At 64.5% G+C, this 13,683-nt stretch carries 10 protein-coding genes; 4 read left to right on the top strand and 6 right to left on the bottom strand.

What is annotated here, in order from left to right:
- Positions 1-99: 99 nt before the first annotated feature.
- Together FJ424_RS00545 and mutS are read right to left on the bottom strand one after the other, a co-directional pair.
- On the bottom strand, positions 100-564 hold the full coding sequence (locus FJ424_RS00545; protein WP_140650312.1) for a nuclear transport factor 2 family protein: 465 nt from the start codon (positions 562-564) through the stop codon (positions 100-102).
- A gap of 90 nt (positions 565-654) precedes the next feature.
- Positions 655-3,393 (bottom strand): DNA mismatch repair protein MutS, encoded by a 2,739-nt coding sequence (gene mutS, locus FJ424_RS00540; protein WP_140650309.1) that lies wholly within the window; start codon positions 3,391-3,393, stop codon positions 655-657.
- A 150-nt stretch (positions 3,394-3,543) separates the two neighbouring features.
- Here mutS and FJ424_RS00535 point away from each other — a divergent pair, with 150 nt between their 5' ends.
- Complete coding sequence (locus FJ424_RS00535) at positions 3,544-4,725, top strand: glycosyltransferase (RefSeq protein ID WP_140650307.1); 1,182 nt, start codon at positions 3,544-3,546, stop codon at positions 4,723-4,725.
- 101 nt (positions 4,726-4,826) lie between these two features.
- Positions 4,827-7,106 carry an NADP-dependent malic enzyme gene (locus FJ424_RS00530; protein ID WP_140650304.1) on the top strand — a complete coding sequence of 760 codons (2,280 nt, stop codon included), beginning with the start codon at positions 4,827-4,829 and terminating at the stop codon, positions 7,104-7,106.
- A gap of 82 nt (positions 7,107-7,188) precedes the next feature.
- Here FJ424_RS00530 and FJ424_RS00525 read toward each other — a convergent pair whose 3' ends face one another.
- From FJ424_RS00525 to FJ424_RS00515, 3 genes are all read right to left on the bottom strand, one after another.
- Positions 7,189-8,307: a porin gene (locus FJ424_RS00525; RefSeq protein ID WP_140650301.1), complete on the bottom strand. Its 1,119-nt coding sequence runs from the start codon at positions 8,305-8,307 to the stop codon at positions 7,189-7,191.
- A 360-nt stretch (positions 8,308-8,667) separates the two neighbouring features.
- Entirely contained in the window at positions 8,668-9,378 is a 711-nt protein-coding gene (locus FJ424_RS00520) for an antitoxin Xre/MbcA/ParS toxin-binding domain-containing protein (protein WP_140650298.1), read from the bottom strand.
- A 414-nt stretch (positions 9,379-9,792) separates the two neighbouring features.
- Positions 9,793-10,785 carry an adenosine kinase gene (locus FJ424_RS00515; RefSeq protein ID WP_140650295.1) on the bottom strand — a complete coding sequence of 331 codons (993 nt, stop codon included), beginning with the start codon at positions 10,783-10,785 and terminating at the stop codon, positions 9,793-9,795.
- A 279-nt stretch (positions 10,786-11,064) separates the two neighbouring features.
- Here FJ424_RS00515 and FJ424_RS00510 point away from each other — a divergent pair, with 279 nt between their 5' ends.
- Both FJ424_RS00510 and FJ424_RS00505 read left to right on the top strand, forming a co-directional pair.
- Positions 11,065-11,967: an EamA family transporter gene (locus tag FJ424_RS00510; protein ID WP_140650292.1), complete on the top strand. Its 903-nt coding sequence runs from the start codon at positions 11,065-11,067 to the stop codon at positions 11,965-11,967.
- 212 nt (positions 11,968-12,179) lie between these two features.
- Positions 12,180-12,875 carry a sulfate transporter family protein gene (locus FJ424_RS00505; RefSeq protein ID WP_140650289.1) on the top strand — a complete coding sequence of 232 codons (696 nt, stop codon included), beginning with the start codon at positions 12,180-12,182 and terminating at the stop codon, positions 12,873-12,875.
- Here FJ424_RS00505 and FJ424_RS00500 read toward each other — a convergent pair.
- Positions 12,872-13,681 carry an oxaloacetate decarboxylase gene (locus tag FJ424_RS00500; protein WP_140650285.1) on the bottom strand — a complete coding sequence of 270 codons (810 nt, stop codon included), beginning with the start codon at positions 13,679-13,681 and terminating at the stop codon, positions 12,872-12,874. The two genes, FJ424_RS00505 and FJ424_RS00500, sit on opposite strands and share 4 nt — an antisense overlap.
- Positions 13,682-13,683 lie beyond the last annotated feature (2 nt).

Here is a 13,683-nt window from a genome sequence, read left to right as displayed (position 1 = left end):
GATTTCAGGTCGAATCGACCTGAAATCATCCGGCTCTACATCAAAGAGATAGAGCATGATGTCGCCCGAAAACCGCTTCACACTTTTCGGCATCATGCTCTAGAGCCCGAGTTCCGAAAGGCCGGGATGGTCGTCCGGCCGGCGGCCGAGCGGCCAATGATACTTCCGCTCGCTTTCGGTGATCGGCAGGTCGTTGATGCTCGCCACGCGCCGGCGCATCAGCCCGGCTTCGTCGAACTCCCAATTCTCGTTGCCGTAGGAGCGGAACCAGTGCCCGCTGTCGTCGCGCCATTCATAGGCGAAGCGCACCGCGATGCGGTTTCCGTTCCAGGTCCAGACCTCCTTGATCAGGCGATAGTCCAGCTCGCGCGACCATTTGCGCTTGAGGAAATCGACGATTTCGCCGCGGCCGGAGACAAACTCGGCCCGGTTCCGCCAGATGCTGTCCTCGGTGTAGGCGAGCGAGACCCGCTCAGGATCGCGGCTGTTCCAGGCATCCTCGGCAAGGCGCGCCTTTTGCGCCGCTGTCTCGGCCGTGAATGGCGGCAATGGCGGACGGCTCATGAGATCTCCTGTCGGTTTCGATCGTCGATAACCGACATTGTACCGATCGGTACAATGAGTCAATGGCCAGAGTGACGAGCGGGACAGGTGCTATCGCTTTGTCGCCAGCCCCTTCAGCCGGTAGAGCGCCTCCAGCGCCTCGCGCGGCGTCATCTCGTCGGGATTGATGGCGCCGAGCGCGTCGTCGAGCGCATCGCTTTTCGCCGGTTTCGGGGCTTCGCGCTTCACCGCCACAGAAAACAGCGGCAGGTCATCGACGAGCCGATTTGTCTTGCCCGAGACTTCGCCCTCTTCGAGTTGGTGCAGCACTTCCTTGGCGCGGGCGACGACCGCTTCCGGCAGGCCGGCCAGCCGTGCCACCTGCACGCCGTAGGAACGGTCGGCCGCGCCCTTGCCGACCTCGTGCAGGAAGACGACATCGCCTTCCCATTCCTTGACCCGCATGGTGACGTTGTGAAGCCGGAGCAATTTGCCGGCCAGCGCCGTCATCTCGTGGAAATGCGTGGCGAAGATCGCCCGGCAGCGGTTCTTCTCATGCAGATATTCCACCGCCGCCCAGGCGATCGACAGTCCGTCGAAGGTCGCGGTGCCGCGGCCGATCTCGTCGAGGATAACCAGCGCCCGCTCGCCCGCCTGGTTGAGGATCGCCGCCGTCTCGACCATCTCGACCATGAAGGTCGAACGTCCCCGCGCCAGATCGTCCGAGGCGCCGACGCGCGAGAATAGCCGGTCGACGACGCCGATATGGGCGCTTTGCGCCGGCACGAAGGAGCCGGTCTGGGCGAGGATGGCGATCAGCGCATTCTGCCTGAGGAATGTCGATTTGCCGCCCATATTGGGGCCGGTAAGCAGCCAGATCGCGCCGGCCTTGGCGCCGCCGTCGGGCGAGAGGTCGCAATCATTGGCGACAAACGGGCCTTCGCCCGAGCGCCTGAGCGCCTGTTCGACCACCGGATGTCGCCCGCCGGCAATGTCGAAGGCGAGGCTGGCATCGACCGTAGGCCTGCACCAGTCTTCGCTTTCGGAGAGCAGCGCCAGCGCCGCCGACACGTCGAGCACGGCCAGCGCCTCGGCGCCGGCGCGGATCTTGTCAGCCTCGCTCACCACCTCGGCCGTCAGCCGGTCGAATGTCGCGAGCTCGATGCTCAGCGCCTTGTCGGCGGCATTGGCGATCTTCGATTCCAGCTCCGCCAGTTCGGTCGTGGTGAAGCGCATGGCGTTGGCCATGGTCTGGCGATGGATGAAGCGCGCCTTGGCGGCGTCGCTGCCGGTCATGATCGCGTGATGGTTGGCGGTGACCTCGATGTAGTAGCCGAGCACATTGTTGTGCCGGATCTTCAGCGAGCGGATGCCGGTCTCCTCGATCAGCGACCGCTCCAGCCCGGCGATCACTTTTCGCGATTCGTCGCGCAACGCCCGCATCTCGTCGAGCTCGGCATTGTAGCTCGACCGCACGAAGCCGCCGTCGCGCTTGATCAGCGGCAGCTCGTCGTCGAGCGCTTCGCTGAGGTGACGGGCGAGCGCCTCGGGCAAGGCGTGGATCGAGGCAAGCGCGGCGGTGAGCTCGGCGGGCAGGGCGGCTGCCGCGAACAATTCGGCGATCGCGCCAGCCGCCTCGAAGCCGGCGCGCAGGGCGCCGAGATCGCGCGGGCCGCCGCGGTTGAGCGCCAGGCGGGAGAGCGCTCGCGGCATGTCGGCGACGCTTTTCAGGCTCGCCCGCAAACCCTGGCAAAGCCGCGTCTCGGAGCGGAAAAAGGAGACCGAATCCAGTCGCGCCGCGATCGTCGCCGGATCGGTCAGCGGCGCCATCAGCCGGTCGGCCAGCAATCGCGCGCCGCCGCCGGTCACGGTGCGGTCGATCGCCTTGAACAGCGAGCCGTCGCGGCTGCCCGACAGCGTGCGCAGCAATTCCAGATTGGCGCGCGTCGCCGGATCGATGAACAGCGTCGAGCCCTGCTCCTCGCGCTCGGGCCGCGACAGCGGCGGCCGTTCGGCCTTCTGCGTTTTTTCCACATAGGCTATGGCGCCCGAGATCGCCGACAGCTCGGCGCGCGAAAACGTGCCGAAACTGTCCGGCGTCGCGACCTCGAAGAAGCGCGCGATGCGGCTTGTGGCCGAAGCCGAATCGAACAGCGAAGGCGGCTGCGGGCTGGCGACCCGGCCCAGCACGTCGAACACCGGCCTGAGCTCCGGATCGTGGAAAACCGGCTCGGCGACGATCAGCTCGCGCGGGTCGACGCGGAAGATGTCGGCAAGCAGTCGCTCGGCGCTCGTCTCGGCGACGCGGAAGGCGCCGGTCGAAATGTCGATCCAGGCCAGTGCGAAATTCGCCTGACTGGCCGCGCTGCCCCCCTTGACGCGGCCGAGCGCCATCAGGAAGCTCGATTCCGAGGGTGCCAGCAGCTTGTCCTCGGTGATGGTGCCTGGCGTGACCAGCCGCACCACGTCGCGGCGCACCACCGATTTGGAGCCGCGTTTCTTGGCTTCGGCCGGGTCCTCGATCTGCTCGCAGACGGCAACGCGAAAACCTTGCGCGATCAGCTTCTGCAGATAGTCGTCCGCCGCATGCACCGGCACGCCGCACATCGGGATGTCGTGGCCCTGGTGCTTGCCGCGCTTGGTCAAAACGATGCCCAGGGCCTGGCTCGCCTTCTCCGCGTCGTCGAAGAACAGCTCGTAGAAATCGCCCATGCGGTAGAACAGCAGCGAATCCGGGTTCGCCGCCTTGATCTCGATGAATTGCTCCATCATCGGCGTGACGCCGCTCGTGGCGGGCGCAGGCGTCGTCGTCTCCTGGGCGTCGGTATCTGCGGGCATGTGCATGTTCATGCGGCAACGCTAGCAGAAGTGGCGGCCCGGTTTAATGCCGGCGCCGCGAAAAGCAGGGGAAGACTGGCGGCGGCCTGCTGTGACGCGCCTGGTTGCGCCGGGCCGGCCTGGCACTCTATGCTTCCCGTGGGGAAAGGGCGGCGGGGACTCGTGGATCAGGACAAGCAGGAGACGTTCGACGAGATGGTCGGCCCGGTCGGCTCGGCCGCCGAGCGCTTCTGGCTGCTGGCGACGCGGCGCGCCCATCGAACCGCGAACAAGCTCAGGGTTTCGGCGCGCAAGCGCTTTCCCTATATCCTGCCGGCGCGCGGTCCCTTGTCCGATCTCGATGGCGGCATCGAGATGTCGGCTCATATATTCAGCCGCGACCCGCTGGTGCTCTATATCCCGGTCGGCGGACCCCGTCCCCTGCATCCGCTGGCGGCCATCGGCCGGCGCCTTGCCGAGCGGCGCGCCACCTTTCTGCTGATGCCGATGTGGACGATGGAGAGGCCTGCCGTCATCGCCCAGATGGGCCGCGATCTTGCCTGGTATGCGGCGCGTTTTCGTCTTCATGAGGTGATTTTCCTCTGTAACAACGAGGAAGAGCGCCGTCTCATCGCCGCGGTCGGCGGCAAAGCCATGTTCTCCAATCACAATCTGATGATATCGGAAGATGTTTTCCGGCCGCTGCCGGATGTGGCGGTCGAGTTCGACGCCGTCTACAATGGCCGCATCTCGCCGATGAAACGCCACTATCTTGCCTTCGAGGTCGACCGGCTGGTCCACGTCACCTATTCGATCGGCGAATTGACGCCGCCCGCCGCCCGCGCCTTCATTCGCCGCCTCCAGGCGCAATCGCCGCGCCATCGCATCGCCAATCCGATCGTGGACGGTCTGCCCGGCCGGCTGACCTCCGCCGAGGTCAACCAGGTCTACAACCAGGCCGCCGTCGGGCTGTGCCTGTCCGCCGTGGAAGGGGCGATGTATTCCAGCATGGAATATCTGATGGCCGGATTGCCGATCGTCAGCACGCCGAGCCTCGGCGGGCGCGACGTCTATTTCGATCCGGACTATTGCCTGATCGTCGATCCGGAGCCGACGGCCGTTCGCCGCGCCGTCGAGCGGCTTCGGGATCGCGCCATGCCGCGCGAGGAAATCCGCGGCAGGACGCTGGAAAAGGTTCGCGCCCAGCGGCAGGAACTCACCGCGTTCCTGTCGGCGCTTCTGCGGCGCAAGGGCAGCAGCGCTCCCCCGCTGGAGACGTGGCCGTTCTCAGGCACCGAGGGCTTGATGCGCTGGGCCACCGTGCGGGAAATTGCCACGCTCGTCGGCGAACCGGACCGCGCCTGACCGCTTGGCCGTTTACAGCGCTGCCGTGTAGCCTTAATCCCAAGACACATAAACACGCACCTGCCTCAAGGGTGCGCGAAGGCGAGGAAATCAAAAGCATCATGGCCAGGAAAACCGAAAGCAGCGGCCCCTCCGTCAGTCCAGAGGAGGCGCTGGAATTCCACGCCATGGGACGGCCCGGCAAGCTGGAGATCGTCGCCACCAAGCCGATGGCCACGCAACGCGATCTAAGCCTCGCCTATTCGCCTGGCGTCGCCGTTCCCGTGCGTGCCATCGCCGAGGATCCGAGCCGCGCCTTCGATTATACGACGCGCGGCAATATGGTCGCCGTCATCTCGAACGGCACCGCCATTCTCGGTCTCGGCAATCTCGGCGCGCTGGCCTCGAAGCCGGTCATGGAAGGCAAGGCGGTGCTGTTCAAGCGTTTCGCCGATGTCGATTCCATCGATCTTGAAGTGGCGACCGAGGATGCCGACGAGTTCATCAACTGCGTACGCTTCCTCGGCCCCTCTTTCGGCGGCATCAACCTCGAGGACATCAAGGCGCCGGAATGCTTCATCATCGAGCAGCGGCTGCGCGAGCTGATGGACATCCCCGTCTTCCATGACGACCAGCACGGCACGGCAATCATCTCGGCCGCCGGCCTGATCAACGCGCTGGAGATCACCGGCCGCGACATGAAGACTACCAAAATGGTCTGCAACGGCGCGGGCGCCGCCGGCATCGCCTGCATCGAACTGATGAAGGCGATGGGTTTTTCGCCGGAAAACATCACCCTGTGCGACACCAAGGGCGTGGTCTTCCAGGGCCGCACCGAAGGCATGAACCAGTGGAAGTCGGCACATGCGGTCAAGACCGAGGCGCGCAGCCTGGCCGAGGCGCTGGACGGCGCCGACGTCTTCCTCGGCCTGTCAGCCAAGGGGGCACTCACTACCGCCATGGTGCAGTCGATGGCCAAGAACCCGATCATCTTCGCCATGGCCAATCCCGACCCGGAGATCACGCCGGAGGAAGTGGCCGAGATCCGCACCGACGCCATCATGGCAACGGGCCGCTCGGACTATCCGAACCAGGTCAACAATGTGCTGGGCTTTCCCTATATCTTCCGGGGAGCGCTCGATGTGCGCGCCACCACCATCAACGACGAGATGAAGATCGCGGCCGCCAGGGCGCTTGCCGAGTTGGCGCGCCAGGATGTGCCGGATGATGTCGCCGCCGCCTATCAGGGCAACCGTCCGAAATTCGGCCCCAACTACATCATCCCGGTGCCGTTCGATCCGCGCCTGATCTCGGCGATCCCGCTGGCGGTGGCGAAGGCGGCGATGGAATCCGGCGTCGCCCGCAAGCCGATCCTCGATCTCGACCGCTATGCGCAGGAACTGTCCGCCCGCCGCGATCCGATTGCATCCACCTTGCAGCGCATCTACGACCGCGTGCGCCGCCAGCCCAAGCGCATCGTCTTCGCGGAGGGCGAGGAGGAGCAGGTGATGCGCGCCGCCGTCTCCTATGTGAACCAGAGGCTCGGCACGGCGATCCTGCTCGGCCGCGATGACGTCATCAAGGACAATGCCCGCAATGCCGGCATCGACCTGAACAAGCCGGGCCTGGAGATCATCAATGCCAGGCTGTCGCGCCGCAACGGCATCTACACCGACTATCTCTACGAGCGCATGCAGCGGAAGGGTTTCCTGTTCCGCGACTGCCAGCGGCTGATCAACAACGACCGCAACCATTTCGCCGCCTGCATGGTGGCGTTGGGCGATGCCGACGGCATCGTCACCGGCGTCACCCGCAACTATTCGACCGCGCTCGACGACGTGCGCCGCATCATCGACGCCAAGCCCGGCCACCGCGTCATCGGCGTGTCGATCGTGCTGGCGCGGGGCAGGACGGTGCTGGTCGCCGACACCGCCGTGCACGACATGCCGAACGCCGAACAGATCGCCGACATCGCCGAGGAGGCGGCCGGCTTCGCCCGCCGCATGGGCTACGAGCCGAGGCTCGCCATGCTTGCCTATTCCACCTTCGGCCATCCGCAGGGAGAACGTTCCGAGCGCGTGCAGGAGGCGGTGCGCATCCTCGACAAGCGCCGCGTCGATTTCGAATATGACGGCGAGATGGCAGCGGACGTCGCGCTGAACCCGCGCGCCATGGCGCAATATCCGTTCATCCGGCTGACCGGCCCGGCCAATGTGCTGATCATGCCGGCATTCCACTCGGCCTCGATCTCTACCAAGATGCTGCAGGAACTCGGCGGCTCGACCGTCATCGGCCCGCTGCTGGTCGGCCTCAACAAGCCGGTCCAGATCGTCTCGCTCAACGCCAAGGACTCGGACATCGTGAACATGGCGGCGATCGCCGCCTATACGGCGGGGAACTGACGAGGCCGTTTCATTGCTTGAGTCAAAACAAAAAGGCCCGCGGCGATGCCGCGGGCCTTTACTTTGCGATCTTTGCGTTCGATCAGAAGTTGCGCTGGAAACGGACGATACCGCCCCAACTGTTTTCCTTGTCGGCCTTGGTGAAGTTGAAGTCGTCGGCCTGGCCGAACTTGCCGTCATGGTAGTAGTCGACTTCGGTCGTGACCGTGAAGCCGGGAACGGGCGTGTAGGCTACGTTTGCCGCGACGGCGAAGTTCTTGGCGTCGTCGGCCGAGACCTGGAGGTTGAAGGCGGTCTTCGGATCGAACTTGTACGTGCCGCCGCCCCAGACGGCCCAGTTGCCGCCCCAGGGCTTGTAGAAGCCGCGGCCTTTGGCATGGTCGATGAAGTTGTCGTCGGTGCCGTAGCCGCCCATGACGAACAGCGACAGTTCCTTGGTGACGTTGACGTCCAGGCGAACCTTGCCGGCCACTTCCTCGTAGTTGCTGTCATAGGCGACGACGCCGGTGATCGCGCCCCAGTCGCCCTTGTACTTCAGGCCGCCGACGACATGCGGGACATAGCTGTCGATCGTGCCGGCGATGAGCACGGTGCTGCCGCTGGTGACGTCCGCACCTTCTTCGAGCGAGACCACGCCCGAGAAGCCGCTGCCGGCGTCGAAATAGTAGCTGACGACGTTGGTGACCTTGATGCCGTACGGGATGATCGTGTCCTGCACCACGTTGCCGGCATAGCCGATGAACTGGTCGTAAGGCGTCTCATCCACACCGACGCGCAGGCCGCCGAGCTGGACCCAGCCGAATTCCAGGTTCACCGCCGACGCACCGTTCTTGAAGTTGAAGCGGGTCTCGGTATAGGTCTTCAACGTGCCGAGCTCGGTCTCCTGGCCGGTCCAGGTCCTCAGTGCGAAACGGGCGTTCTTGTTCCAGCTGTTCTGCGAGTCGCCGTCCATGACGTCGGTCGTCTTGCGGCCGTCGAGGGTGCCGGGATCGCCGAAGCCGGCGTCATAGCGGATGTAGCCGCCGACGCGCAGGCAGGTCTCGGTGCCGGGGATGTAGAAGTAGCCGGCGCCATAGACGTCGCAGATCTTGACGTATTCGGCCGGTTCCGGCTCGGCGACGGTCACCGCGTCGGCGGCGCGCGCGCCCGAAACTGCGATCAGGGCCGCAGCGGAGCCGAGAAGAAGGCTCTTGATGTTCATTTTCTTGAATCTCCAGTCAAAGGTTCAAGACAGGCCTGACATGCCCTTCGGCTTTTGCCACCCCCGTCCCCATCATTGAAAAAGTCGCGCACCGGCGCCGCTTCTTCGCCTTGGACATGGCTTAATCGGCCGTCACGTACAACAGAGATTGTGTCTGAAAGGCGGCTTTTTGATTCTTATGAAGGTCATGTTGCCCAAATATCACGTCATATATTTGTAAAAATGGAACATATTGAACAATCTATACAATCGAAACGCAAAGAATGACACGGAAACGTGCCAAATGTGCCAATATTACAGTTTTATGACGAAAGATTTGCCGGCTAAAGGGAAGGGCGAACTTGAAAAAACGAATCCGGGTCAGGACAGCCCGCGGGCTGCGCGTACCACGTCCTCGACCATGTCATCCCTCAACATCTCGATGGGAACGTGGCCATCCAACTCCGGCGACGGCCGGCTCAGCCAAAACCAGGCAAGCCTCGGATTGGCGATCGCCGAAAGCACCTCGCTGATCCCCGGGACCGGCCTGCCGTCGACGAACTGGGCCAAGGGGAAGACATGTTTGCGGCCGCCCTTGCGCAAGGCAACGACCTCACCGCGTCTTTGCCAGCGATGCAGCGTGGAGCGCGGGATACGGAGCCTCTCTTCCAGATAGGTCGAGCCGGCGACCTCGCCGGCCCAATCCTCGATCAGCATGGATTGCAGGTCCGCGGCTCGCTTGGCGATCGGCTGGGCCGTCGGCCTCCCTGTCTCCGACTTCGGCGGCGAGCGCCCGAAGGCGCGGTCGGATATGGCCGCGCCGTCGCTCGTTTCGTTCCCCGTCATCACACGGAGAAAGTCGGAGGCAAGGTCGGTCCACTCGCCGTTGAAGGAGCCGATGGCAAGGCGCTGCGCCGGCGGCAGGAAGGGGAGGGCGGCAGCCACATGGCCCGCGATCTTGCTTGCCGAAGTCAGCGCCTCGGCGTCCAGCATGACGCCATGCTGCATCAGCGCCTGTCGCACGGCTTCGGCCATAAGGCCTGCCAATGCCTCTTGTGAAATCCCGTCGGACGGGTTCTGGAATCTGGTCATGAATCTATCTTGCGGCCCGCGCTCCTCCCCAGGCGCCGGCGGTTGCTGAAAATTCTATCGCGGACAATAAAATATGCGACGGCAACGGGCCTCGCGGCCCGGCAACTTGCTGGTTTGCATCTTCACACCCCTGGTTTGGCGTGCCGAAATGTCAGTCGCGGAACGCCTCATTTTGCATCTTAGAAGTCCAACGTGACAGGTCCGCGACAGGCGGCCCTGTTTGGAGGCAGCCGGCGATGACGCAACGGCATCTCTTCCCACGCAATTGCGGGACCGAAAGCCGCCACTGCTTTGTCAGGGTGTTCACAAGCGGATCATCGTTTCGCGGGAGCGATGATCTGCTCTATCTCTTTGTTTCGGCACGATTTTCGACGGAAGGCTACAGCGAACACACCAAGCCCGTCCGTAGGCCGATTAGAGAAGCCCGGCTTGCTCGGCCTCGCGGCGCAGGTTCTGGCGCGGGCGCGGGCCGATCTGCTGGATCACCAGCCCGGCCGCCAGCGAGCCGAGGTCGCCGCAGTCCTTGAGGCTGCGGCCGGTCGTGTAGCCGTAGAGGAAGCCGGCGGCATAGAGGTCGCCGGCGCCGGTCGTGTCGACCAGTTCCTTGATCTTCGTCGCCTGGATGGTGACGGTCTCGTCGCCGCGCACGATCACCGAGCCTTTTTCAGAACGGGTGACGGCGGCTATTCTGCAATCCTTGCGGATGGCGGCGAGCGCCTCCTCGAAGGAGGCGGTCTGGTAGAGCGACTTGATCTCGTGGCTGTTGGCAAAGACGATGTCGACGGTGCCCGAACGCATCAGCTCGAGGAATTCGTCGCGGTAGCGGTCGACGCAGAAGGAATCCGACAATGTCATCGACACTTCGCGGCCGGCCGCATGCGCCAGCTTCGCCGTCTGGCGGATAGCCTCCTTGGCGCGCGGCGGATCCCACAGATAGCCTTCGAAATAGGTCACCTTGGAGCCGGAGGCCTTGTCGGCCTCGACATCCTCGGGGCCAAGTTCGACGCACGCGCCGAGATAGGTGTTCATCGAACGCTCGCCGTCGGGCGTGACGAAGATCATCGAGCGCGCCGTCGGCGGTTCGCCCTCGAGCGGCCCGGTATCGAAGGCCACGCCCTGGGCATGGATGTCGTGCGTGTAGATTTCGCCCAGTGCGTCGTTCGACACCTTGCCGAAGAAGGCTGCCCGTCCGCCGAGGCTGGCGACACCAGCCGCCGTGTTGCCGGCGCTGCCGCCGGAAGCTTCGATCGCTGGTCCCATGCGGCTGTAAAGCAATTCGGCGCGCCTGGCGTCGATGAGGTTCATCGCGCCCTTGATGATGCCGTTGGTCTCGAGAAAAGCCTCGTCGCATTGCGCGATGATGTCGACAATGGCATTGCCGATGCAAAGCACGTCATATTCCGGCATCAAAATCTCCGCCAAGGACTGCCCGGCTATCTGGCATGCCGGCCGGGCGCGGGTCTAGCGAGTTGGCGCCGCTTTGCCTACCCTGAAAATCGCGCTTGCCTTCCGTGACGCCGCCCCCCGGCGCCGATTGTTCGCCGGCTGCGGCAGCGTTCGTATCGAACTGGCCCACAACAGTCACGACCCTGACAGCTATGGTTTCACCGCGATCCAAACATTTCCGCGGCGTCGCGGGCTAGAAGCGGATCGTTCCGGCGACAGGCTGAAGGGCGCGAACCACGAATGTCCGAGAAGACCGAAATGTCCACCGACCTGGCGCTGCTCGGCGTCCTGGCGGTGCTGTGGGGCGCTTCGTATACCTTCATCAAGATCGGCGTCGAGACGATCCCGCCCGTGACCTTCATCGCCGCCCGGACGCTGATCGCCGGGGCTATTCTCTTCACCATCATCCGCTGGCGCGGCCTCGCCATGCCCGCCGACGCGCCGACATGGCGCCGGTTCGCCTTCCAGGCCTGCCTCAACAGCGTCGTGCCGTTCACGCTGATCGCCGCCGCCGAGCGCTCGGTCGATGCCGGCCTTGCCACCATCCTCAATTCGACGTCGCCGATCTTCACCTTCCTGCTGACGGCATTGGTCACGCGCCATGAGCCCGTCACGGCGCGCAAGCTGGTCGGTGTCGGCGCCGGCATCGTCGGCATCTGTCTCATCATCGGCACGGAGGCGCTTGGCGGACTTGGCCATGAGCTGTGGGCTCAGCTTGCGATCGTCATTGCGACGATCTCCTATGCCGGAGCAGCGATTTTCGGCCGCGGCTTCAAGGGCCTCGATCCGATGATACCCGCCGCGGGTTCGATGCTTTGCGGCGCCGTGATGCTCGTGCCGTTCAGCCTGATCGTCGACCGGCCCTGGACGCTCGCGCCTTCGGCCGCGTCGATCCTGGCCCTGCTTGGACTGTCGGTCTTTTCGACGGCGCTGGCCTTCGTCATCTATTTCCGGCTGATCCACACGCTGGGCTCGGTCGGCACCACCTCCCAGGCCTATCTGCGCGTGCCGATCGGCGTCGGCATCGGCGCCATCGTCCTCGGCGAAAGCCTCGGGCCAGCGGCCTTGGTCGGCATGGCCTTCGTCGTTGCAGGCGTCGCGGCAATGACGATTCCGGCCAGGCAAGCCAGGCTCGCGCGATAATGCATGTCGCCCAAAAGTGTGAAGCGGTTTTGGGGCCAAGCGACATGCTTCGAGACAATGCATGTCGCCCAAAAGTGTGAAGCGGTTTTGGGCCAAGCGACATGCTTCGAGACAAAACCCAAAGCGCGTCGACGAGACGCGCTTTGGTTGCGCCAGGGATCGAGGCGGCCTATCTGCGAAGCGTCGTTTCTCGATGAGGGCCTGGACCTGCCGTGATCCTAGACGCCGCCCGCGCCGCCGCCAGCCGGCTGTTCTCGCCTGAATTCCGCTCCGTCTTCCTGAAGACGCTGGGGCTGACGCTGCTCGCTTTGGTGGCGCTCTGGCTCGGCCTCGACAGCCTGCTCGAATGGCTGGCCTGGCCCTGGCTGCAAGCGCTGCTGCCAGATCTGCCGTCCTGGGCTGGATGGCTGGGCGGCATCATCGCCGGCATCGTTCTGGCTGTGGGCTTGGCCTTACTCGTCGCGCCGGTCACGGCGATCGTCGCCGGCCTCTTCCTCGACGATGTCGCCGAAGTGGTCGAGCGTACCGACTATCCCAACGATCCGCCCGGCAGGCCCGTGCCCGCGCTGCATTCGCTCGTGCTGGCGATCAAATTCTTCGGCGTGGTGGTCCTCGGTAACATCGTCGCGCTGCTCTTGCTTCTGGTGCCGGGCATCAACATTGCCGCCTTCTTCATCGTCAACGGCTATCTGCTCGGCCGGGAATTCTTCGAGTTTGCCGCCATGCGTTTTCGTCCCGAACCCGAGGCCAAGGCGCTGCGCCGCAAATATGCCGGCACTGTGTTCCTCGCCGGACTGGTCATCGCCCTGTTCCTGGCGGTGCCGCTGCTCAACCTTCTGACGCCGCTTTTCGCGGCCGCCATGATGGTGCATCTGCACAAGGCGGTTTCGGCGCGGCAGCCGGTCTAGCCCTGCTCCTTGCCCTCCCGGAACAGCGCCTGCAGCTTGCCGAACGGCATCGCCGCCCGGGTGAAGCCGAAGGTGCCGTCCTGCTGGATCTCGCGGGCCGCCGTCTCCAGCATGCCATAGGCGAAATTGGTCAGCCATGGTCCGAGCGAGATGCGCTTGACGCCGGCCATGGCAAGGTCGGCGATGGTGAAGCCTGGCCGGGCCATCACATTGACCGGCCGGCTCACCGACGAGCAGATCGTGCGCACCATCCCGACGTCGCTAATGCCCGGCGCGTAGAGCACGTCGGCGCCGGCTTTCTCGAAAGCCTGCAGCCGCTTGATGGTATCGTCGAGATCGCTCTTGCCCCACAGGAAATTCTCGGCCCGCGCGGTGAAGACGAAATCGTGCTTGAGCGCGCGGGCAGCCTCGACGGCCGCCGCGACGCGTTCGGTCGCCAGCGCGAAATCGTAGATCGGATTGGCGGCGTCGCCGGTGTGGTCCTCGATCGAGCAGCCGGCGAGGCCCGCGGCTTCGGCCGCGAAGATGGTTTCGGCCGCCTGCTCGGGGCTGTCGCCCTTGCCGCGCTCCAGATCGGCCGAAACCGGCAGGTCTGTCGCCGCAGTCACCTCGCGGCAATGGTGGATCATGGCGTCGAACGTCACGGCGCCGTCCGGCAGGCCGCGCGAGAAGGCAAAGCCGGCGCTGGTCGTCGCCAGCGCCTTGAAACCGAACGAAGCGAGAAGCTTGGTCGTGCCGATATCCCAGGGGTTGGGTATGACGAAGGTGGAGGCATGCAGATCGCGAAAAATCTTGCCCTTGTCCATGG

The sequence above is a fragment of the Mesorhizobium sp. B3-1-8 genome, assembly GCF_006439495.1.
Classification (GTDB): domain Bacteria; phylum Pseudomonadota; class Alphaproteobacteria; order Rhizobiales; family Rhizobiaceae; genus Mesorhizobium.
The sequence above is the reverse complement of the archived record's forward strand: the minus strand, read 5'-3'. Positions and strand labels throughout refer to the sequence as shown.